The 21,366-nt window shown below is 53.6% G+C and carries 22 protein-coding genes; 9 read left to right on the plus strand and 13 right to left on the minus strand.

Going from position 1 to position 21,366, the window contains the following annotated elements; genetic code table 11:
- Positions 1-69: 69 nt before the first annotated feature.
- Positions 70-633, minus strand: coding sequence for a D-glycero-beta-D-manno-heptose 1,7-bisphosphate 7-phosphatase (gene gmhB / locus E5C26_RS19140; protein ID WP_135317722.1), 564 nt, complete (start codon positions 631-633; stop codon positions 70-72).
- Between the two features lie 187 nt (positions 634-820).
- Between gmhB and metN the strand changes: the two genes are divergently transcribed.
- The 6 genes from metN to proS all read left to right on the plus strand — a co-directional run bounded on the left by metN (position 821) and on the right by proS (position 6,445).
- Positions 821-1,852: a methionine ABC transporter ATP-binding protein MetN gene (gene metN / locus E5C26_RS19145; RefSeq protein WP_012146459.1), complete on the plus strand. Its 1,032-nt coding sequence runs from the start codon at positions 821-823 to the stop codon at positions 1,850-1,852.
- A complete protein-coding gene (locus E5C26_RS19150; RefSeq protein WP_135317723.1) occupies positions 1,845-2,498 on the plus strand; it encodes a methionine ABC transporter permease MetI in 654 nt (217 codons plus the stop codon). Before metN ends, E5C26_RS19150 begins: the two co-directional genes overlap by 8 nt.
- A 60-nt stretch (positions 2,499-2,558) precedes the next feature.
- Positions 2,559-3,374 (plus strand): MetQ/NlpA family lipoprotein, encoded by an 816-nt coding sequence (locus E5C26_RS19155; protein WP_004952177.1) that lies wholly within the window; start codon positions 2,559-2,561, stop codon positions 3,372-3,374.
- 120 nt (positions 3,375-3,494) lie between these two features.
- Positions 3,495-3,899, plus strand: coding sequence for an Rcs stress response system protein RcsF (gene rcsF, locus E5C26_RS19160; protein WP_135317724.1), 405 nt, complete (start codon positions 3,495-3,497; stop codon positions 3,897-3,899).
- Positions 3,896-4,603: a tRNA (N6-threonylcarbamoyladenosine(37)-N6)-methyltransferase TrmO gene (gene tsaA / locus E5C26_RS19165; protein WP_135317725.1), complete on the plus strand. Its 708-nt coding sequence runs from the start codon at positions 3,896-3,898 to the stop codon at positions 4,601-4,603. The genes rcsF and tsaA overlap by 4 nt, the downstream gene beginning before the upstream one ends.
- A 123-nt stretch (positions 4,604-4,726) precedes the next feature.
- Positions 4,727-6,445, plus strand: coding sequence for a proline--tRNA ligase (proS, locus tag E5C26_RS19170; RefSeq protein ID WP_135317726.1), 1,719 nt, complete (start codon positions 4,727-4,729; stop codon positions 6,443-6,445).
- A 51-nt stretch (positions 6,446-6,496) separates the two neighbouring features.
- On the opposite strand, the gene nlpE is transcribed toward proS, so the two are convergent.
- The 3 genes from nlpE to E5C26_RS19185 are packed head-to-tail and all read right to left on the minus strand — an operon-like array spanning position 6,497 to position 8,175.
- Positions 6,497-7,180 (minus strand): envelope stress response activation lipoprotein NlpE, encoded by a 684-nt coding sequence (gene nlpE / locus E5C26_RS19175; protein WP_135317727.1) that lies wholly within the window; start codon positions 7,178-7,180, stop codon positions 6,497-6,499.
- 29 nt (positions 7,181-7,209) lie between these two features.
- Positions 7,210-7,623, minus strand: a complete 414-nt coding sequence (gene arfB, locus E5C26_RS19180) for an alternative ribosome rescue aminoacyl-tRNA hydrolase ArfB (RefSeq protein ID WP_012146465.1) — start codon at positions 7,621-7,623, stop codon at positions 7,210-7,212.
- 3 nt (positions 7,624-7,626) lie between these two features.
- Positions 7,627-8,175 (minus strand): YaeQ family protein, encoded by a 549-nt coding sequence (locus E5C26_RS19185; RefSeq protein ID WP_135317728.1) that lies wholly within the window; start codon positions 8,173-8,175, stop codon positions 7,627-7,629.
- Positions 8,176-8,388: 213 nt separating this feature from the next.
- Here E5C26_RS19185 and E5C26_RS19190 point away from each other — a divergent pair, with 213 nt between their 5' ends.
- Positions 8,389-8,589: a YaeP family protein gene (locus E5C26_RS19190; protein WP_012146467.1), complete on the plus strand. Its 201-nt coding sequence runs from the start codon at positions 8,389-8,391 to the stop codon at positions 8,587-8,589.
- A complete protein-coding gene (gene rof / locus E5C26_RS19195) occupies positions 8,582-8,839 on the plus strand; it encodes a Rho-binding antiterminator (RefSeq protein ID WP_368040125.1) in 258 nt (85 codons plus the stop codon). The genes E5C26_RS19190 and rof overlap by 8 nt, the downstream gene beginning before the upstream one ends.
- Positions 8,840-8,925: 86 nt before the next feature.
- Here the strand turns inward: rof and E5C26_RS19200 are convergent, their stop codons facing one another.
- The 8 genes from E5C26_RS19200 to E5C26_RS19235 all read right to left on the minus strand — a co-directional run bounded on the left by E5C26_RS19200 (position 8,926) and on the right by E5C26_RS19235 (position 18,474).
- Positions 8,926-9,243 (minus strand): c-type cytochrome, encoded by a 318-nt coding sequence (locus tag E5C26_RS19200; RefSeq protein WP_206194295.1) that lies wholly within the window; start codon positions 9,241-9,243, stop codon positions 8,926-8,928.
- A 17-nt stretch (positions 9,244-9,260) separates the two neighbouring features.
- The gene (gene tilS / locus E5C26_RS19205; protein ID WP_135317729.1) at positions 9,261-10,571 is read right to left on the minus strand and encodes a tRNA lysidine(34) synthetase TilS; all 1,311 of its coding nucleotides are present in this window, start codon (positions 10,569-10,571) and stop codon (positions 9,261-9,263) included.
- A 56-nt stretch (positions 10,572-10,627) separates the two neighbouring features.
- Positions 10,628-12,076: a dipeptide permease DtpD gene (dtpD, locus tag E5C26_RS19210; RefSeq protein ID WP_135317730.1), complete on the minus strand. Its 1,449-nt coding sequence runs from the start codon at positions 12,074-12,076 to the stop codon at positions 10,628-10,630.
- Between the two features lie 66 nt (positions 12,077-12,142).
- The gene (gene cadA, locus E5C26_RS19215; protein WP_135317731.1) at positions 12,143-14,284 is read right to left on the minus strand and encodes a lysine decarboxylase CadA; all 2,142 of its coding nucleotides are present in this window, start codon (positions 14,282-14,284) and stop codon (positions 12,143-12,145) included.
- Between the two features lie 91 nt (positions 14,285-14,375).
- Entirely contained in the window at positions 14,376-15,725 is a 1,350-nt protein-coding gene (gene cadB / locus E5C26_RS19220) for a cadaverine/lysine antiporter (protein ID WP_135317732.1), read from the minus strand.
- 359 nt (positions 15,726-16,084) lie between these two features.
- Positions 16,085-17,641: a lysine decarboxylation/transport transcriptional activator CadC gene (cadC, locus tag E5C26_RS19225; RefSeq protein ID WP_135317733.1), complete on the minus strand. Its 1,557-nt coding sequence runs from the start codon at positions 17,639-17,641 to the stop codon at positions 16,085-16,087.
- Positions 17,642-17,729: 88 nt separating this feature from the next.
- Positions 17,730-18,119, minus strand: a complete 390-nt coding sequence (locus E5C26_RS19230; protein WP_135317734.1) for a VOC family protein — start codon at positions 18,117-18,119, stop codon at positions 17,730-17,732.
- A gap of 121 nt (positions 18,120-18,240) precedes the next feature.
- The gene (locus E5C26_RS19235) at positions 18,241-18,474 is read right to left on the minus strand and encodes a glutaredoxin family protein (RefSeq protein ID WP_135317735.1); all 234 of its coding nucleotides are present in this window, start codon (positions 18,472-18,474) and stop codon (positions 18,241-18,243) included.
- A 148-nt stretch (positions 18,475-18,622) separates the two neighbouring features.
- On the opposite strand from E5C26_RS19235, the gene E5C26_RS19240 reads away from it, so the two are divergent.
- The gene (locus E5C26_RS19240) at positions 18,623-19,168 is read left to right on the plus strand and encodes a MarR family winged helix-turn-helix transcriptional regulator (RefSeq protein ID WP_135317736.1); all 546 of its coding nucleotides are present in this window, start codon (positions 18,623-18,625) and stop codon (positions 19,166-19,168) included.
- Here E5C26_RS19240 and E5C26_RS19245 read toward each other — a convergent pair.
- Positions 19,165-21,309, minus strand: a complete 2,145-nt coding sequence (locus E5C26_RS19245; protein ID WP_135317737.1) for a lysine decarboxylase LdcC — start codon at positions 21,307-21,309, stop codon at positions 19,165-19,167. The genes E5C26_RS19240 and E5C26_RS19245 overlap by 4 nt on opposite strands.
- Positions 21,310-21,366 lie beyond the last annotated feature (57 nt).

The following is a 21,366-nucleotide window of genomic DNA, read 5'->3' on the forward strand; positions in this document are numbered from 1 at the left end:
CTGGTTCAGAATGACAAGGGTTTATATTCACTTTTTATCTGACCGCTCACTATTCATGCATAACGTCTACTAAACCCGCTTTTTGATGGCTTCCGGCAGGTCTGCCAGGCTGTTTATCACCCAATCCGCCAGTTTCTCACCTTCTTCAGTGACTGGTTTACCGGTACGCACCAGCACCTTAGTCCCGACGCCTGCCGCTATTGCTGCCTGCATATCTTCCGGTTTGTCGCCAACCATATAAGAAGCAGCCATATCAATGTTCAATTCCTGCTGCGCCTGCAACAACATGCCCGGTTGAGGTTTACGGCAGTCGCACACCTGACGGAACTCTTCTACTACTGCATCAGGATGATGTGGACAGAAATAGATGCCGTCCAGGTCAACATCACGATCGGCCAGCGACCAGTCCATCCACTCGGTCAGGTACATAAATTGGTCTTCGCTGAACATACCGCGCGCGATGCCGGACTGGTTGGTCACCAATACCAGAGCAAAGCCCATCTTTTTAAGTTCGCGACAGGCGTCAATCACGCCATCAATAAAGTGGAAATTATCGATTTCATGGACGTAGCCATGGTCAACATTAATCGTGCCATCACGATCGAGGAAAATTGCTGGAACGCTTTGTGTCACCGGTTTGCTCCTGAGGGCCTGAAAACGCACACAGTATCGCATGTTTTACCCGGCACTGAGAACGGCAGAGAACAGCGTTGATCGTTGACTTGGACGTCTAGACGCCTTAACATCTGACTCATACCTTGGTCCACGCCAGGGTTTACTTTTATCTAGCCACGGGCAACCACGCTAAAATAAGAAGAATATGATTAAACTTTCTAACATCACCAAAGTGTTCCAGCAGGGTTCGCGCACCATTACCGCGCTCTCTGACGTGACTCTTCACGTCCCTGCCGGGCAAATTTATGGCGTTATCGGTGCATCAGGCGCCGGTAAAAGTACGTTAATCCGCTGCGCCAACATGCTTGAGCGTCCTACCTCCGGCCAGGTACTGGTTGACGGACAGGATCTGACCTCGCTGTCTGAAGGCGAACTGACGCGCGCTCGCCGCCAGATCGGCATGATATTCCAGCATTTCAATCTGCTGTCTTCCCGCACGGTATTTGGCAACGTTTCACTGCCGCTGGAGCTGGACAACACTCCACGCGCTGAAATCAAAAAACGCGTAACCGAATTACTGGAGCTGGTCGGGCTGTCAGACAAACATGACGCCTACCCGGCCAACCTGTCGGGTGGCCAAAAGCAGCGCGTGGCGATTGCCCGTGCATTGGCAAGCCAGCCCAAGGTTCTGCTGTGTGATGAAGCCACCAGCGCACTGGATCCGGCCACCACCCGTTCCATTCTGGAATTGCTGAAAGATATTAACCGTCGTCTTGGGCTGACCATCCTGCTGATCACCCATGAAATGGATGTAGTGAAACGCATCTGCGATCAGGTTGCGGTCATCAGCCAGGGCCAGTTGATTGAAAAAGACAGCGTCAGCGAAGTGTTCTCGCACCCGAAAACTCCGCTGGCCCAACAGTTTATTCAAGCTACGCTGCATCTGGATATCCCGGATGATTATGCCAAGCGCCTGGCCCCGGAACGCAGTGGTGGCCGTCAGCCGCTATTACGCCTGGAATTCACCGGTCAGTCCGTTGATGCGCCGCTGCTGTCAGAAGCCGCCCGTCGCTTCAACGTTAACAACAACATTATCAGTGCGCAGATGGATTATGCCGGCGGCGTTAAATTCGGCGTGATGCTGGCAGAGCTGCATGGCAGTGATGAAGACGCGCTGGCAACGATTAAATTCCTGCAGGAAAATCAGGTAAAAGTAGAGGTTCTGGGTTATGTCTGAGGCAATGATGTGGTTAATGGCTCGTGGCGTGTGGGAAACCGTCATGATGACCTTTGTCTCCGGCTTCTTCGGTTTCGTACTTGGCCTGCCGGTTGGCGTGCTGCTGTATGTGACTCGCCCAGGGCAAATCGCCGCCAATAACACTCTATATAGAGCGCTGTCCGGGCTGGTGAACGTTTTCCGTTCCATTCCGTTCATTATTCTGTTGGTGTGGATGATTCCCTTTACTCGTTTGATCGTCGGTACCTCGATCGGTCTGCAGGCGGCTATCGTGCCGCTAACCGTGGGCGCAGCACCCTTTATTGCCCGTATGGTGGAAAACGCCCTGCTGGAGATCCCTTCCGGTCTGGTGGAAGCTGCCCGCGCGATGGGGGCTACCCCGATGCAAATCATCAAGAAAGTCCTGCTGCCGGAAGCCCTGCCTGGCCTGGTTAACGCCGCCACTATCACCCTGATCACTTTGGTGGGTTATTCCGCCATGGGTGGCGCAGTCGGTGCAGGTGGTCTGGGACAGATTGGCTATCAGTACGGGTATATCGGTTATAACGCCACAGTTATGAATACCGTATTAGTATTACTGGTGGTGCTGGTCTATTTGATTCAGTTCTTCGGTGACCGGATCGTCAAGGCCGTCACCCATAAGTAGTTTTCACAGCAACTGCGCTCACACAGCGTATTTCAAATGCGAGTCTAATGAGGAAGGGATATGTCGTTAAAATTTAAATCCATCGCGGCAATCGGCGCACTGATCGGTACTCTGGCTCTGGCAGGCTGCGGTCAGGAAGAAAAAGATCCGAACCATATCAAAGTCGGCGTCATTGTCGGTGCTGAACAGCAGGTTGCTGAAATCGCGCAAAAAGTGGCGAAAGAGAAATACGGTCTGGACGTCGAACTGGTGACCTTCAATGACTACGTGCTGCCAAACGAAGCGCTGAGCAAAGGTGATATCGATCTGAATGCCTTCCAGCACAAACCCTACCTGGATCAGCAGATCAAGGATCGCGGCTACAAGCTGGTGTCGGTCGGCAACTCCTTCGTTTACCCGATTGCCGGTTACTCCAAGAAAATCAAATCTCTGGACGAACTGAAAGACGGTTCTCAGGTTGCACTGCCCAACGACCCTACCAATCTGGGCCGTTCCCTGCTGCTGCTGCAGAAGGTTAACCTGATCAAACTGAAAGACGGTGTTGGTCTGCTGCCGACCGTATTGGACGTCACTGAAAACCCGAAAAACCTGAAGCTGGTTGAACTGGAAGCGCCACAACTGCCACGTTCCCTGGACGATCAGCAAATCGCTCTGGCGGTAATCAACACCACTTACGCCAGCCAGATTGGCCTGACGCCGGCAAAAGATGGCCTGTTTGTTGAAGATAAAGACTCACCGTACGTTAACCTGCTGGTTGCCCGCGAAGATAACAAAGACGCGGAAAACGTGAAGAAGTTCGTTCAGGCTTATCAGTCTGACGAAGTCAATGAAGCGGCCAACAAGATCTTTAACGGTGGCGCAGTTAAAGGCTGGTAATCATTAATTACCGAATTTATTCCTATAATTGTAAGACGGGCTACGGCCCGTCTTGTTATTTCCACCATAGATTGCTTCAATAGCGCCACTTAACTATTCCATCAAGGCAGAGGAATCTCAATGCGTGCTTTACCTCTCTGTTTGTTAGCGCTTGCGCTGGCCGGGTGTTCGTCGCAGCGTTTCGCGCCCCCGTCCACAAACAGCACCAGCAAACCGGCAGTAACCACTCCAACCAAAACCACGCCAGCAGCGCGTCCGGCTCCGGTTAAACTGTACAAAAGTGCAGAAGAATTAGTGGGCAAACCATTCCGCGATCTGGGTGAAGTTTCTGGCGAATCCTGCCAGACAACCGTTCAGGACTCGCCACCGAATCTGGCGACCGCCCGTAAGCGCATGCAAATCCGCGCCTCTTATATGAAGGCCAATGCCGTGCTGTTGCATGACTGCCAGATTGTCATCGGTGTTGCCGGCTGTTACCAACAGGCCATTTGCCAGGGTTCAGCGCTTAACGTTTCGTCCAAATGACCGAATTTGTTTTCAACCAGATCGGTACCATCCGTTCACCGTATAAAGAAAAATTCGCCGTGCCCCGCCAACCGGGGTTAGTCGAAGACGGTGGCGGTGAGTTAGTGCTGCTGCCGCCCTATAATCAGGCGGAAGCGGTACGCGGACTCAGCGAATTCAGCCATCTATGGGTGATGTTTATTTTCCATCAAACCATGGAAGGTGGCTGGCGCCCCACTGTCCGGCCCCCCCGCCTCGGCGGCAATGCCCGAATGGGGGTATTTGCCACCCGCTCAACCTTCCGCCCCAATCCGCTCGGTATGTCACTGATCGAATTAAAAGGCGTACGGGTACAGGGCGGTGAAGTGGTGCTGGAGTTGGGCAGTCTCGATCTGGTTGATGGCACACCGGTGGTGGATATCAAACCTTATTTGCCGTTTGCCGAAAGCCAGCCGCAGGCCCGCGCCGGCTTTGCTCAGGCAGCGCCCGCCGGTGATATGCCGGTCTGCTTTGCACCAGAAGCGGAACAACAGTTGCAGCAACATCAGCGGCGTTATCCGCAGCTGCGGCGTTTTATCAGCCAGGTGCTGGCTCAGGATCCGCGTCCAGCCTACCGCAAGGGGCAATCAGCAGAACGGGATTATGCCGTTTGGCTACTGGATTTCAACGTGCGCTGGCGAGTAGTGGATCAACAAACCGAGGTGCTGTCTCTCGACCTGCGTTAAAATTCCACCGTCTCTCTTTTGACAACCCGCTCGCACTGGTAAACTAAATCACTTTCGAAAATTTTGGCTGCCCTACTACTGGCAGCCGGTTGCAATTTGCAGTTCTAACGGAACCAAAACACCATGCGTACTAGCCAATATCTGCTCTCCACCCTGAAGGAGACACCTGCCGATGCCGAAGTGATCAGCCACCAGCTGATGCTGCGCGCCGGGATGATTCGCAAGCTGGCCTCCGGTCTTTATACCTGGCTGCCAACCGGCCTGCGTGTTCTGAAGAAGGTTGAAAACATCGTTCGCGAAGAAATGAACAATGCTAACGCGATCGAAGTTTGCATGCCGGTGGTACAGCCTGCCGACCTGTGGCAGGAAAGCGGCCGTTGGGAACAGTATGGCCCTGAACTGCTGCGCTTTGTCGATCGCGGCGATCGTCCATTCGTACTGGGTCCCACCCACGAAGAAGTGATCACCGACCTGATCCGTAACGAGATCAGCTCTTACAAGCAGCTGCCGCTGAACTTCTTCCAGATTCAGACCAAGTTCCGTGATGAAGTCCGTCCACGTTTCGGCGTTATGCGCTCGCGCGAATTCCTGATGAAGGACGCCTACTCGTTCCATACCTCGCAGGAATCGCTGCAGGCAACCTACGAAGCAATGTACGAAGCCTACAGCAAAATCTTCAGCCGTATGGGCCTGGATTTCCGTCCGGTACATGCCGATACCGGTTCGATCGGCGGTAGTGCATCACACGAATTCCAGGTGCTGGCCGACAGCGGTGAAGACGATATCGTGTTTTCCACTGGCTCCGACTTTGCCGCCAATATCGAACTGGCAGAAGCGGTTGCACCGGCTGAACCCCGTGCGGCAGCCAGTGAAGAACTGCGCATTGTGGACACCCCGAACGCCAAAACCATTGCTGAACTGGTAGAGCAATTCCAGCTGCCGGTGACGAAAACCGTCAAGACGCTGCTGGTACGCGCTAAAGAAGAAAGTGGCCACAAGCTGGTTGCCCTGTTGGTGCGTGGCGATCACGAACTGAACGAAATCAAAGCCGAGAAGCTGCCGCAGGTTGCAGCTCCTCTGGTCTTTGCTACCGAAGAAGAGATCCGCGCTATCGTGGGTGCAGGCCCTGGTTCACTCGGCCCAGTCAATTTGCAGGTCCCAGTGGTTGCCGATCGCAGCGTAGCGGCGATGAGTGATTTTGGCGCCGGCGCCAACATCGACGGCAAACACTACTTCGGCATCAACTGGGAGCGCGATCTGCCGCTGCCACAGGTTGCCGATATCCGTAACGTCGTCGAAGGCGATGCCAGCCCGGATGGTAAAGGCACACTGCTTATCAAACGCGGTATCGAAGTGGGTCATATCTTCCAGCTTGGCACCAAATACTCGGAAGCGATGAAAGCTACCGTACAGGGCGAAGACGGCCGTAATCAGGTGCTGACCATGGGTTGCTACGGTATCGGGGTCACCCGCGTGGTCGCTGCCGCTATCGAACAGAACCATGACGAACGCGGTATCATCTGGCCGGACGCTATCGCGCCATTCCAGGTGGCTATTCTGCCAATGAACATGCACAAATCCTTCCGCGTGCAAGCGCTGGCGGAGGAGTTGTACAACACTCTGCGTTCCCACGGTATCGACGTGATCCTCGACGACCGTAAAGAACGTCCGGGCGTGATGTTTGCGGATATGGAACTGATTGGCGTACCACACTCTATCGTGATCGGCGATCGTAACCTCGACAGCGAAGAGATTGAGTACAAAAACCGCCGTGTCGGTGAGAAGCGAATGATTAAAACCGGCGAAGTCATTGACTTCCTGCTGGGGCAGATCAAGCGTTAATCCGCTGTCGCAGAAACTAAAAACCCGCCGAGGCGGGTTTTTTTATGGCAGTTATTTGCTGTCGCAATTTTTACTGCGGTCGAAGGTTATTTTACCGTCCGGCACCAGCGCCTTCTCGGTAAGCCCCTCTTCCATTGACGGCTGAACGCTAAAGTGGCCGTTCAGGGTCAGGAACACCGGTTCGCCCGGCGTTTTGTACGCCTTGGCATATCCCTGCTCCAGCTCGATAGTATTGTCGACCGGGAACGTTTTACCGGTGGCGCAATCCTTGAACACTGCCGCATCCGCCATGTAGGTGTAGCTGCCTTTCAGCGGCATCGGCGTTTTAGGCAAGGCTTTTTCTACCGGATCAAGGCGGTAATTCAGTTTCGACTCAATTGGCATGCCGGTTTGATCGAGCATTTCCAAACTTTTACCCACCGGGCGGAAATAACGCTTGTCACCACGGCTGTCGGTCAGCACCAGCTTGTCGGCAGTACGCGCCCACTTACCATAGTCGGCAAAGGTTTGATCGCCATCTTTGGTGCCGCGATAAGTTTCCTGCAGGACGAAAGTGCCGTCTTTATCCAGGAACAGATCAGTATCAAGACCACCGCAGTCAGCGCAAGGCAGCACGCCCTGATAACTTTGTTGCATCGCCTGAAGCGGTTGTTCTTTCGGCTGGTAGTGGTTATTACATCCCAGTAACGAAAGTGCCCCTGCCGCTAAAAACAGGGCCAGTGTTATTTTCTTCACAGTTATTCTCCTACTGTGTTCATGTGTCCTTAAGTGCGGATCTTGCCACGCAGCGCTTTAGTCGCGCCTTTGCGTACCTTGCCTTCCAGACGACGTAATTTTGCCCCTTTGGTGGGCTTGGTCGCCCTGCGAGTTTTTTCTACCACCATCGCCTGCTGGATCAAAGTGACCAGTCTGGCCAACGCGGCCTCGCGGTTTAATTCCTGACTGCGATATTCCTGCGCTTTGATAATCACCACGCCATCGGCGGTAATTAAATGATTATTCAGGGCCAGCAGCCTTTCTTTATAATACTCTGGCAGGCTGGATGCCCGGATGTCAAAGCGCAAATGGATAGCCGTTGAGGTTTTGTTCACGTGCTGACCACCCGCGCCTTGCGCGCGGATCGCCGTCAATTCCACTTCGTTATCCGGTATGGCTACGTTTCTTGACAGTTCCAACACCGGTTACACCTGCGCCTGTTGCCATTCGGCAAACTGAATTTCCAGACTAGTCTGAGTATCAGAAAGCCAGATAGTTCCCTCTTGCAGCGTGGCCTGCAGCGTCATATTACGGCTGGCCAACGCCGCCAACTTGCCTAATTGTTCATCATCCAGGAAACGGATGCTTAGGTTTTTGTGGTTTGCCACTTTAGCTTGCATCGATTGCCACCATACGTGACCGGCGCGTTCGCCGTAAGCATACAGCACCACGCGCGGTGACTGGTTGCAGGCCTTCTTGATGCGCTTTTCATCCGGCAGGCCCATTTCAATCCACATTTCCAGCCCGTTATGATCGTTCCGTCGCCAGATTTCCGGCTCATCATCGGCGCTCAGGCCTTTGGTAAACACCAGTCGCTCATCGGCATGACAGATCCAGGCCAGCAGACGCAGCATCATGCGCTGTTCGGTTTCCGAAGGATGTTGGGCCAAGGTAAGCGTGGCGTCGTGGTAGAAGTGACGATCCATATCAGCGATATTGACCGTGGCTTTATAAATAGTAGCTTTCAGCGCCATGGGTGACCTCATTATTATCAGGCGACAGTGTACTTGATTTGGCCCAACCGCGGCCAGCGTGGCCGGGCAAAGCCCGGTGCGAAAGCCGCGCGGAGGTGCTAATAACTCCCCAATAGCTGTGCTATAGTCGTCTAGGATAGAGTCAAGCTCCGAGTGCCTGCGCCTCATCGCTATAAGGCTTCGATGACGCAGAGGTTCTTAAGGGAGGAAACTGTGCAACAATACTGTGAGTTAGTACGCCGTTTTTACGCTGAGATCGGCAGTGGTGATCTCGGCTACGTGCCTGATGCGTTAGCATGTGTATTAAAGGCATTGGACGAAGTTGCTGCGAATAGCACGCTACCGTCCTCCGTTAGGGAACAGGCGGCCTTTGCCGCCGCTAACTTATTGGTGAGCGACTATGTTGATGAATGATGAGTACCAATCCATCAATTGCGATGACTATGAAAGCCTGGAACTCGCCTGTCAGCATAACTACATTCTGAAGCTGGAGTTACGCGACGGAGAAAAATTCGAAGGCAAAGCCACCGAGCTGAAGTTTACCAAGGGCGTTGAGTACCTGATTATCGATCGGGCCGGCGACGCTCTCAGCTTGCGTCTGGATCACATCCTCAGTTTCAGTCATCCGGAAATCGGTACCGTGGTCGTCAGCCTGTCTGATTGATTTAGCGGTAACGCCATCCCAACAGGGCAGCCCAACGGCTGCCCTCGTCATTTATGGCTTTAGACTGGCTCGTGTTTGGGACTGGCCTAGGGTTTTAAACTGGCATAATAGGCCGCCAGATCGGCAATATCCGCATCAGACAACGGGGAAACATAGGCTTTCATCACTTCCGCCTGCCCCCCGTTACGCTCGCCTTTCTTGTACGCCTGCAACGCATGCTCCAGATACATCGCGTTTTGCCCTGCCAGGTTCGGGTACATTGGCATCGACACCTTCCCCTGCGCCCCGTGGCACGCCATACAACTGGCGGATTTATCCTTACCTGCCGCCGCATCGCCCGCCGCCAAAGCCGGCAAGCTGAACAGGCCCAACATCACCGCCATTGCGCTCACAAATTTCATCATTGTTCCTCAGTCTATTATTATTTTTTACGCCACTGCAGCCGCCAGGGCTGCTGGCCTTCGGGCGTTTGTCCGGCCTCGCAGACAAAAACCCCCAGAGCCGCAATAAGTTGGTCATCATAATAGATCAACGGGGTACACTCACGCTGCCACGGAGGAATACCCAACTCCTGCCACAATTTTTTGATCGACCGCGAATGTGCACGCCCAAGGATGCGGTGTTTACCCTGCGCGGTAAAACGGATGCTCACTTTTTGCTGTGATTGCGGCGCACGCAGACAGATGTCACCTTCCCCACTGACCAGTTCACCCAAACCATCCGGCAGCATCAGCGGATCGCCCAATGACCAGCTTAGACTGATTTCGCTCAGATCGGCCATCAACGGCAACAGATACAAACGGCGGCGGAAACGACGGAACTGATTTTTTCCCAATTGCAGTTGGGGTTCGGCGTCATCACGGCTGAGCGCCACTTCATCCCACAGTCGCTGCAACTGTTCGCGCGAAGGCATGGTGACGCCAAATAGCGCGATCCAACGGCGTAACAAGGCGAAACGCCGGGCCGGTGAACACGTCAGCAGGCCATCAATCGCCAGCGCCCGGTCTTCGTCGAGCAACTTGTGCAGTTGTTCTGCCAGCAACTCATCCAGCAATTGCTCTTGCTCGGCACACAGGCTGGCACTTCGTGTCGTCGCCGCAGCAAAGTGCGGCCAGCGCTGATTCAGTAGCGGCAACACCTGCAGGCGTAAAAAGTTGCGGTCGAAGCGTGGGTCCTGATTACTGTCGTCGTCAATCCAACTGAGCTGATGTTGCTGCGCATAGGCCTCCAGCTGCTGACGAGAGTGACCCAGCAGTGGGCGCAGCAAATGATTATTCCCCAGCGACGTCTGTGCAGCCATGGCCGATAGCCCCGCCGGACCACTGCCACGCTTTAGCGCCAGCAGGAAGGTTTCACATTGGTCATCAAGATGTTGCGCGGTAAGCAAGGTTTCACCGGCCGCCAGCGTGGTGGCAAAAGCCGAGTAGCGCGCCGCCCGGGCTGCGGCTTCGATACCGCCCTGCTGACTATCAACCTGCACGTGCTGAACCACCAGGGGTAACTGCCAGGCAACGCATTGTTGCTGACAGTGTGTTACCCACTGGTCTGCAAAAGCACTCAGGCCGTGGTGCACGTGCACCGCGCGAAGCTGCAAGTCCGGCCATTGCTGCCGTAACCCCACCAGCAGGTGCAACAGCACGCTGGAGTCCAGCCCGCCGCTGAATGCCACCAGCAAGTTCCGGTGTGCACCCAATTGGCGGGCAAGCTGTGCAGATAATTGATTGCTATTCATTGATTAAGCTTAATGACGTCCAGATAGCTGCACGTTACCCCCCGCCATACCATCAATCAAGCATTAACCACACGGATATGACGACCGGCCAGCAGCCACCACATGGCCAGCACCGCAATCACTGCCGCAGTGCACCCCATCGCCCACCAACCAATTTGAGCAAACAGGTGAACATAGGCCTGTGCCGTCGCCCCCGTAGCCGGGTCGTCAGCGGTCTGACCGGCGATAATGCCGGCCAGGTAGTTGGCTATCGAGCCGGTGGTCAGCATATAAATACCGGTCAATACCCCAGTCGCACCTGGGATATTCAGTCGGGTAATCTGTGCCATGGCGACCGGATCGATAAACAGTTCGGCCAGTCCCATCACCGACAGCCCGGCAATCATCAGGCTCATCGAGCCCTGACCATAGCGGGCGTTCAGCGCCATCAGGGTAAAACCGACGCCAATCAGCAGTAAACCAAAGGCGAACTTGCCCCAAATGCGCAGCGTACGGCTGCCACTGCCATTTCCCCGTACCAACCAGGCCAACATCACACCGCCAAACATCACGGCAAAAGCGTTAACCGACTGGAACAATGCCGTTGGCACCGTCCAGGAAAACCATTGGCGGTTGACAAAGTGATCGATAAACAGGCTGATCGAACTACCGCCCTGCTGGGCGAAGGCCCAGAACAAGGTGCCCAACAGCATCAACATCACTATCTGCCATAACCCACGACGCTGCACCCTTGTGGCCCGGGCCATAATACGTATCACCATGACTACCGCGGCGGCACACACCAGCATCAGTAATTGGCCTGCCAGGTCATAGATGAACAGCGAGGTGAAGAACAGTGGCGCCAACAACAGCATGGCACTCAACCACACCCAATTCGGTACCCGCAACGTGGTCACGCACATCTGCGCCCGATCCACACCGCGCGTGTGGCTGAAATGACGGCTGCCGAACAGGAAAATCGTCAACCCGGCCAGCATACCGATCCCCGCCAGCGCAAAGCCAACGTGCCAGCCATAGCGTTCTGCCGCCAGCCCACAGGCGATAGGCGCCAGGATCGACCCGACATTACCGGCGGCATACAACAGTGAAAAGCCCCCTTCACGGCGCGAGTCCTGCGGTTGATACAACTCGCCCAGCAGGCAGCTGATATTGGATTTAAACAGGCCGTAACCACAGATGATGATCGACAACGCCAGATAGAGTGAATTCGTCGATACGGCGCTCAGGCCGAGTACGATATGACCCAAAGTCATCAATACTGCGCCAGCAATGACCGCAACGCGGTTGCCCAGCAAGCGATCGGCAAGCAGGCCGCCGAGGATCGGCGTGACATAAACCAGGGAAGCGTAAGCGCTATAGAGACTAATGGCGCGGCTGTCGGAATAACCAAGTTGGTGGGTAAGATAGAGAATAAGTAACGCACGCATGCCGTAAAAGCTGAAATATTCCCAAATTTGTATGGCTACGACATAGTAGATTGCGCGCGGCTGTGAGGGTGTTTTCATGGTTTTCTCCCATCAGTCGGGGAACGACAAAAGGGGAAGCGCAAGCGCCTCCCCTTGTTATTTCACTTATTTATCGTTTTTCAACACCTTCACGGTGTAACGTCCATCCGCCTGGCGATAAGCGCCGTGGATATCAGTTTCGAAGCCTGGGTAATGCGCGCCGATTTCGCACAGCATTTGCAGGAACTCCAGTACCGGACGGCTTTCCTCGGTGAGCATCTCACCCGGCATCACCAGCGGAACACCCGGAGGATATGGCAGGATCATGTTGGCATTCACTTTGCCCACCATGTCTTCCAGATAGACCTCTTCCACTTCGCCGTGCAGTTCCTTCTGGAAGGCCTGGAACGGGTTCATTACCATCGCCGGCAGCACTTCAAAGGCGCGGTACATCAGGTCAGGCAGGTTATGGTGTTTCACCAGGTTGTGGATATTCTGGGCCAGTTCCTGGATACGCATGTTTTCATAAAACTCTGGTGCCTCTTTGTACAGCGAAGGCAGCATGTTTTTCACCCGCAGGTTCAGGTCGAACGAGCGTTTAAAGTCAGTCAGGCCGCGCAGCAGGCTGAGAGCTTTGGTTTTGTCGATGCCGATGCTGAACAGGAACAGCAGGTTATACGGGCCAGTTTTTTCAACAATGATGCCGTGCTCATCAAGGTATTTAGCAACCAGGCTGGCCGGGATACCAAACGACTCCATTTCGCCGTCTTTGCTCATCCCTGGTGTCAGCATGGTGACCTTGATTGGGTCAAGGTACATATGTTCGTTATCAATACCTTTGAAACCATGCCATGCACTGTCGGAACGCAGCGGCCAACACTCTGCTTCATCAATATGTTCTGGCTGCCAAACGTCAAAGAACCAACCTTCAGACTCGACATTCAGACGTTTGATTTCTTTACGGAACTTGATAGCTCGTTCAATTGAACCGTTAATCAGACGCTTACCGGCATTGCCTTTCATCATTGCCGCTGCAGTTTCGGTAGAAGCCACGATGCCGTAGTGCGGTGAAGTGGTGGTGTGCATCATGTAGGCTTCATTGAAGGTTTCTTCGTTGATGTCGCCTTTCACGTGGATCATCGAAGCCTGAGAGAATGCCGCCAGCAGTTTATGGGTGGATTGGGTTTCATAAATCACCTTCCCTTCCACACGGCCACCGCTCATGCCGCACTTGCCTTTGTAGATCGGGTGGAAGTTGGTGTAAGGCACCCAGGCAGAGTCAAAGTGGATTGATTTCACATCCAGCGTGCTCTTGATGAAATCGGTGTTATACAACAGACCGTCATAAGTGGAGTTGGTGATCACCGCGTGTACCGGCCAGGTCGCGTTAGGGGTTTCTTTCACGCGTTTGGCGATGGTGGCACGGGCAAATTCGCTCTGTGGAATACCACCGAGGATGCCGTAAGCGTTACGGGTTGGGCGGAAGTAGATCGGCGTAATGTCGCTCATCATCATCAGATGAGTCAGCGATTTGTGACAGTTACGGTCAATCAGCACTGTGCTGCCGGCGGGTGCGGAGTACATACCGACAATTTTGTTGGCGGTAGAAGTGCCGTTAGTCACCATATAGCTGCGTTCAGCATTGAACACGCGGGCAATATACTCTTCCGCTTCTTTGTGCGGGCCGGAGTGATCCAGCAGTGAACCCAGCTCAGAGACCGAAATTGACACGTCGGATTTCATCGCGTTCGGGCCAAAGAAATCGTAGAACAGGCTACCGACCGGACTTTTCTGGAAGGCGGTACCGCCCATGTGGCCAGGAGTACAGAAAGTGTATTTACCTTCACGCACGTATTTGAACAGCGCTTTGGTCAGCGGTGGCAGGATAGTGTCCACGTACTCATCGGTGTTCTGTTTGATCTTGTCGGCAATGTCGTTGGCCGCACCGAGCGCATATTCAAAGAAACGCACCTGCATACGCAGATCGTTCAGGCTGACGTCCAGGGTTGAATAGGTGTTGGCAAAGGCATACAGCGGCATGTACTCATTCAATTCGCTGATTTCTTCACACAGCTCAAGGTTGTATTTATCCCAGTCGAAGATTACCCCACACAGACGGGCATTATTCTCGATCAGTTTGAGCAGATCTTCGCGGTCGTTCGGGTAAACAATGCGGAAGTTCAGTTTTTCCAACGCGTTGTGCAGTTCGCGGATGGGCTCTTCTTTGAAGTAGACACCCATGTGGTTCATGATAGCAATAACGTTCATAATCATTTCTCCAGGTAATGCGAGCCCCTTGCCATCACGGATGACAACTGTTGTTGCAAGGGGCTGAATTAAGAAGTGGGTCAGTACGTGCTTAGTGCGCTTTGGCCGTCGAGCTGTTGTCGATGGCTACAGCATTGGCTTTCGCTGTCTGACGGGTATTCATTTTGCGGGCGTAGAACATCAGGATGATCAGGCTGATGATGAAGGTGCCGGCCAGTTCGAACGATTCGGCGCCCATCAGTGCGATAAAGCAGAAGCCACAACCCAGAACCGAGGCGATCAGGCTCAACAGGTTACGTATATTGACGCCTTCAAAGCGGATCAGGTCTACGCAAGAGTAGAAGTAAGGCAACATGGTCAGCAGTACTGCAATACCGGTCAGCATCCCGAACAGGTCGGAAGCTTTACCACCGCCGGAGCTCATGGCAGTAATCAGCACCATCAGCGCGGTCATTTTGCAGCTGGCCAACAGCAGGCCTTTTCTAGGAATGCCGTTCTTATCAAGTTCGCCGTACACTTTCGGGAAGTTACCGTCGTTGGCGGCACGGACCCCGGCCTGGCCAACCAGCATCATCCACGAACCGAGTGAAGTCAGGCAGGCAAAGGCGGTGAAGGCAGAGACCAGAGGTGCAGCCCAGTTACCCATAATGGCGGAGGCGCTGACGGCGAACGGTGCACCGCTGGCAGCCATTTGGCTAGCCGGGAACATACCGCTCATCACCTGAGTGGCCGCAATGTAGATAATCCCGGCCAGCGCGGTACCCAGCATGGTTGCCAGCGGTACAGTGCGTTTCGGGTTTTTCACCATGCCGGTGCTGACGGCGGCAGACTCCACGCCGATGAACGCCCACAGGCACAGCAGAATACTTTTGATTACCGCATGGCTGTCGGTGGTACCGGAAGTGTTCCAGTTAGCGTGGTAGGTTGCAGCGTCGAACCAATGCCAGCCGGCCGTCGCGGTCACAATCACCGGGATCAGCACCAACACCAGACCGAGGGTGGTCAAACGGCTGACCCAGGTCCCGCCGAGCAGGTTAATAAAGGTGAACACCCACAAGATGGCGATACAGGCGATACCTGCCGGCACCGGATTGTTCAGCTCTGGGAAGAAGGTAGAAAGGTAAGAAACTGCGGTAATGCCGATAGCCAAATTACCGATCCAGTTTGCATGGTAATAAAGCACGCCGGTCTGGAAACCAAACGCCGGGGAAATTTCACCCGCGTAAGCAATAGGACCACCCTGCTGAGGATTTTTGGTGGCCAGACGCGCATAGACATAAGCCAGTGACATCGCGCCAATAATAGAAATTACCCATCCCCAGATAGCGATAGAACCGAGACTTGCCAGGTTCGCGGGTAATAAGGCAATACCGCTCCCCATCATATTACCGGCAACCACACCGGTGCAGGCAATAAGCCCTATTTTCTTGGATGAAGCCATGGTCAGTTTCTCCTGATTTTGATTTCTTATAAGTCTTGGCCGTTATGCAAATTTGCTAATGACCGGACTTGATAGTCAGGATGCTAATGATTGGCGGGAATAAAGTCCTAAAGATAAAGTGATATTACGCTCATGATCATACAAATGATAAACTGAGGTTTTTCATTAACACATCAAGAGATAAACACGTGCTCAAGAAAAGATAAACAACCAATAAAAACATTAAGATAGCGATGTTATTTTCACTAACAAATGAAAATAAAAGAGAAAAACAAATCAACCAGTGAGTTAATGAGTTTTAACAAATAAAGCACAATAAATAACACCGCCGGTCAAACAACCTGACTCGGCGGCGTGGCTTAATTGGTTTTTTTATCCGGCTTGTAGTTTTCGAGGTAGGGAACCACGGTGTTTATTGAGGTATGGAAGACGGCATTACGGATCCAATGCAAGGTATTCTCGCCCGGACGCAGGTTAAATGCCGTGATATAGGAATCAGCAGCCAAGCGATTGTAGCCCTGCATTTCATAAACTTTGCCGAGTAACACATAATTCATCCAGGACATCTGCAGCTCAATGCCTTTATTTATTGCCTGATAAGCCTCATCGGTTTTCCCCTCCCCCAGTGCCCGTATCGTATGAATCTGCTGAATAACGGGACTGTCCTTTAATGCCGGCAGCGCATCCAGGCGTGCTATCTCCGTATCCAGTTGCGCCAGCTGTACGCTATCAAAAGGCTGATAAGAGTTGCGCAGTAAATCTGCCAGCGCTTTTTCTGCCGCAACATAAATAAAGTCCGGTGACGATTTTACCATCTCACCCAGCAGGCTACTGGCATGGGTCAAAGAATCGATGTCCCCCTGGATCAATAACTGATGTGCCTGATAATACTGCTGCAGTTCCGGGCCGGAGTTTGGCAAGAGTTTCATCAACCGCTGCTGCAAGGGGGCCGGCCACGGCTGATTGAGGGCCACAGACAGACTACTCAGGAAGTCCTCCTGAATTTTCAGTTGATTGTCTGTGGTTATAAAGTAGCGCTTATCCAACATGATCGAGCTGTCTGCATTGTCCACCAGCCGTACCGACAGGAAACATTGCTGGGCACGATAGTGGCGCTGGTTGACGAACTCAATGGTCAGCGATTTACCCGAACTGCTTGGCCCGGTGTAGTTATAGTTGGTCTGATCATGCACCAGGAAAGTGGAATAGGTGTTTAGCGAGTCCGTGACGACTTCGCTCAGGCCAACGACATAGGAAAGTTGCGGCGTCCAGTTACTGCAGCTGTTCCCCCCCTGAATGCGGATATCAATGTCACGCGGGTTCATCAGTACCGGCATGGTGGATTCTGGTATGCGACGCGACAAAGTTGCAATGGCCACAAACACCACGCAGGCGCTCAACGCCGCCAGGAAAGCCAGCCAGACCCAAAACGGTGATTGACGATAAAAAGCCACCTTCGGCTTTGCCGGGGGTATTTTTGTCTGGCTGGGTTTTGGCGGCTCATAATCAGCGCCATCATCTTCACTGCCATCTTCCGGCTCATGAGTGATGACCGCCACCCGTGGCGCCGCTGGCAGGGTTGTCTCTTCCCCTTCACACCACATCACTGGCGCTGCCAGTTTATAGCCGCGCTTGGGCACGGTAATGATGTATTCCGGGCTGTTGCTGTCACCGTCCTTCAGGTATTTGCGCAGTTCGGAAATACTCTGCGTCACCACATGATTGGTGACGATGTTGCGCTTCCAAACGTTATCGATCAGCTCATCGCGGCTCAGCACCACATCCGGGTGTCGGGCGAAATATTGCAGCATATCGATTAAGCGCGGTTCCAACGCCAGCTGGCGCCCGTCACGGCTTATTTTGTTGTCTGCGGGAGTAACCAACCACTCACCAACGCGAAAAACGGGTTCTTGCATAGTGAAAATAACTCAAAAGGGGGTGCGGCAAGCGCGGGATAATACCATATGAGCGCCCGGCCTGCGTCGATATGCCCCGATTAAGCATTCATACCTCATATAATTCTAGAGGCAAGCCATCGGGATCGCTGAAAAAAGTGAAGCGTGACTGGGTATAAGGATCGATGCGTATCGGCTCGCAAACCACGCCAGCAGCCTGCAAATGCTCGATGGCCTGCTCAATGTCCCCGACGCTGAATGCCAGATGGCGCAGGCCACAGGCTTCCGGTCGACTGACACGAGCCGGGGGTGATGGGAAGGAAAACAGTTCGATGCTGTATTGCCCATTGAGTGCCAGATCGGCCTTCCAGGAGTCGCGCTCCTCGCGGTAAAACTCGTCGAGTAAGGTGAAACCCAGAATATCGCAATAAAAATGCTTACTGGCCGCATAGTCCGAACCAATGACGGCAATGTGGTGTATCTGTCGGAGTGCCAACATAGTGTGTCTCATTATCGGTGTGATGAGGCACGGTATCCGGCGGCAGTGGCGACGTCAACGACAAAAAGCCCCGTATACAAGACGGGGCGGTTATTCAGCAATCAGCAACGCAACCGGCAGATCAGGCTTTAAGATCGGCCAGTGCAGCACCGTAGTTGATGTGCAGCACCTGCCCATCCACCACCAGCGCCGGTACGCTCTGTACCCCGGCTTTTTCTGCTTCGGCGATATGCGCCGGTTTTTCACCCAAATGAACCACATCCACTTGCACATCTTGGCTCAACAGGCCCAACAACTGCTGCTCTGCGCTGACGCAAACCGAACAACCGGCATGATAGAAAACGGCCTTGGTCATGATAATTCTCCTTGGTTCTGACTGTGTGTGAAATGAATTCACTTATTTAGTTTCGATTCGAAACCAGATGCACAATAAATCCTCCATCACGACTTGTCAATATAGTTTTTAATCGATACTATTTTCCCACACTAACGAGGATCCCATCTTGAGACTGTTTGATTTATTGGAGCGGCTGAATAGCCTGCAACGCAGCTGGCTGCGTAGCCATGAAGAGCTGGAAAGCCTGCCCCCGGTGCAATTGAGTGCGTTGTACTACCTGGCGCGCTGCAACCATTACTCCAACACGCCGATGGCGGTGACGGAATATCTTGGCCTGACCAAAGGCACGGTATCGCAATCGCTGAAAAAGCTGGAAAGTAACGGGATGATCGCCCGCACTGCGGACGAGAAGGACCGACGCAGCGTCAGACTAAAGCTGACCGACAAATCACGCGTATTGATGGATGCCCTGTTCCCACCGGCCTATTTACAGGACGCGCAGGATGCCATGCAGCAGGACGGCGGGCAGTTAGTCGAGTTGCTGACGCAGTTGTTGCGCCAGTTGCAAAAGCAGGATGATAACGTGGCGTTATTCGGCGAATGCCATCGCTGCCGCTATCATCAACAGCAGGATGGCCAACCCTTTTGTGGTCTGACGCAGGAACCGCTGCCATCAAGCAGCGTGAACCTGATTTGCCGGGAATTTGCTTAAGCCAACGGCGCTTTCAGCACCTTCACCAGATAACGCCCGTCCTCTGTCAGCTTCGCCCCGTGGATATCGGTTTCAAAGCCCGGATAACGCTCGCCGATCGAGCATAGCATCAGCAGAAAATCGAGCACCGCACGGCTCTCTTCGGTGATCATCTCGCCCGGCATCACCAGCGGAACACCAGGCGGATAAGGCAGGATCATGTTGGCCGCCACCTTGCCGACCAACTGATCCAGCTCGCAGGTTTCTACGTTGCCGCGCACCTGTTGCTGGAACATCTGGTGCGGCGTCAGTTTCATTTCAGGCAGCACGTCAAACGCCCGCTGCATCAGGCCCGGCAGATCGTGCCAACAGATTAAACTGTGGATCCCGGCAGCCAGATCCTGAATGCGCATATTGCGGTAGAAGTCCGGATCTTCCGCGAACAGATCCGGCAGCATGTTCTTCACCCGCAGGTTAAGATCGTAAGCGCGTTTGAAATCGGTCAAACCGCGCAGCAGACTCATCGCCTTGGTTTTATCGATGCCAATGCTGAACAGGAATAACAGATTATAAGGCCCGGTTTTTTCCACCACGATACCGCGTTCGTCCAGATACTTCGCTACCAGCGCCGCAGGTATTCCGCTCTCTTCCAGCATGCCCAACTCATTCATGCCCGGCGTCAGGATAGTGACCTTGATCGGATCGAGGTACATGTGGTTGCTGTCGGTGTTGCCGAAACCGTGCCAATTATCATCCGGGTTCAGCGGCCAACACTGCGCCTCGTCGATCTCCTCCGGCTGCCAGATGTCGAAGAACCAGCTGTCGCTCTCCTCCCGCAGCCGCTGCACCTCACGGCGGAAATGCAGTGCGCGCTCCACCGAGCGATTTATCAATCGCCGCCCCGGATTACCGCGCAGCATCGCTGCGGCAGTTTCCATCGACGCCACGATGCCGTAATTCGGCGAAGTGGTCGTGTGCATCATATAGGCTTCGTTGAAGGTGCTTTCGTCGTAGTCACCCTTAATGTGAATCATTGAGGCCTGCGAAAAAGCGGCCAGCAGCTTGTGCGTCGACTGGGTTTCGTAGATAACCTTGCCGGGCGTGCGTTCGCCGCTCATACCGCTCTTGCCGTCGTAGATGGGATGGAAGTTGGTATAGGGCACCCAGGCCGAGTCAAAGTGAATTGAGGGTACGTCCAGCGTCTGTTTGATGTAGTCGGTGTTATACAACAAACCGTCATAAGTGGAGTTGGTGATCACCGCATGTACCGGCCAGCTGGCGTTAGCCGTTGCCGCGACCCGGCCGGCAATGCTCTCGCGAGTAAATTCATGCTGCGGAATACCACCGAGAATGCCATAGGCATTACGCAGCGGGCGCAGGTAGATAGGCACGATATCGCTCATCATCAGCAAATGGCATAAGGATTTATGGCAGTTGCGGTCAATCAACACCGTGCTGCCGGTCGGTGCCGAATACATACCGACAATTTTGTTGGCAGTGGAGGTGCCGTTGGTCACCAGATAGCTCTGCTCGGCGTTAAAGGTACGGGCAATATACTCTTCGGCTTCCAGATGTGGGCCGGTGTGATCCAGCAGCGAGCCCAGTTCAGTCACCGAGATTGAGACATCTGCTTTTAGCGTGTTGGCACCGAAAAAGTCGTAAAACAGGCAACCGACCGGGCTTTTCTGAAAGGCAGTACCGGCCATGTGGCCAGGAGTACAGAAAGTGTATTTCCCTTCGCGCACATAGTTGAACAGCGCCTTGGTCAAGGGTGGCGTAATGGTATCGATGTATTCGGCGGTGTACTGCTGAATACGCTGCGCAATATCATCCGCCGCATTCAGAGCATACTCAAAGAAATACAGCGCCATGCGCATTTCATGCAGGCTGACGTCGAAGGTGGAATGCTGATTGATGAAGGCATACAACGGCAGATATTCATTCAGCTCATTGATATCGCTGCACAGCTCCAGGCTGTAGTCGTCCCAGTCAAAAATCACCCCGCAAATACGCGCGTTGGCCTCGATCAGTTTTAACAGATCACCACTGTTTTTCGGATACACCAGTTGGAAATTCATTGCAGTCAGTGCGGTGTGAAGCTCGCGGATCGGCTCGTCTTTGTAATAAACGCCCGCTGGGCTCATGATCGCGATGATATTCAACGGCTGCTCCTGTCAGTTAACCACCAGTCGTCTATAAAAACATGAAAAAACCGTGCT

Source organism: Serratia proteamaculans, assembly GCF_004684015.1.
Lineage (GTDB): Bacteria > Pseudomonadota > Gammaproteobacteria > Enterobacterales > Enterobacteriaceae > Serratia > Serratia proteamaculans_F.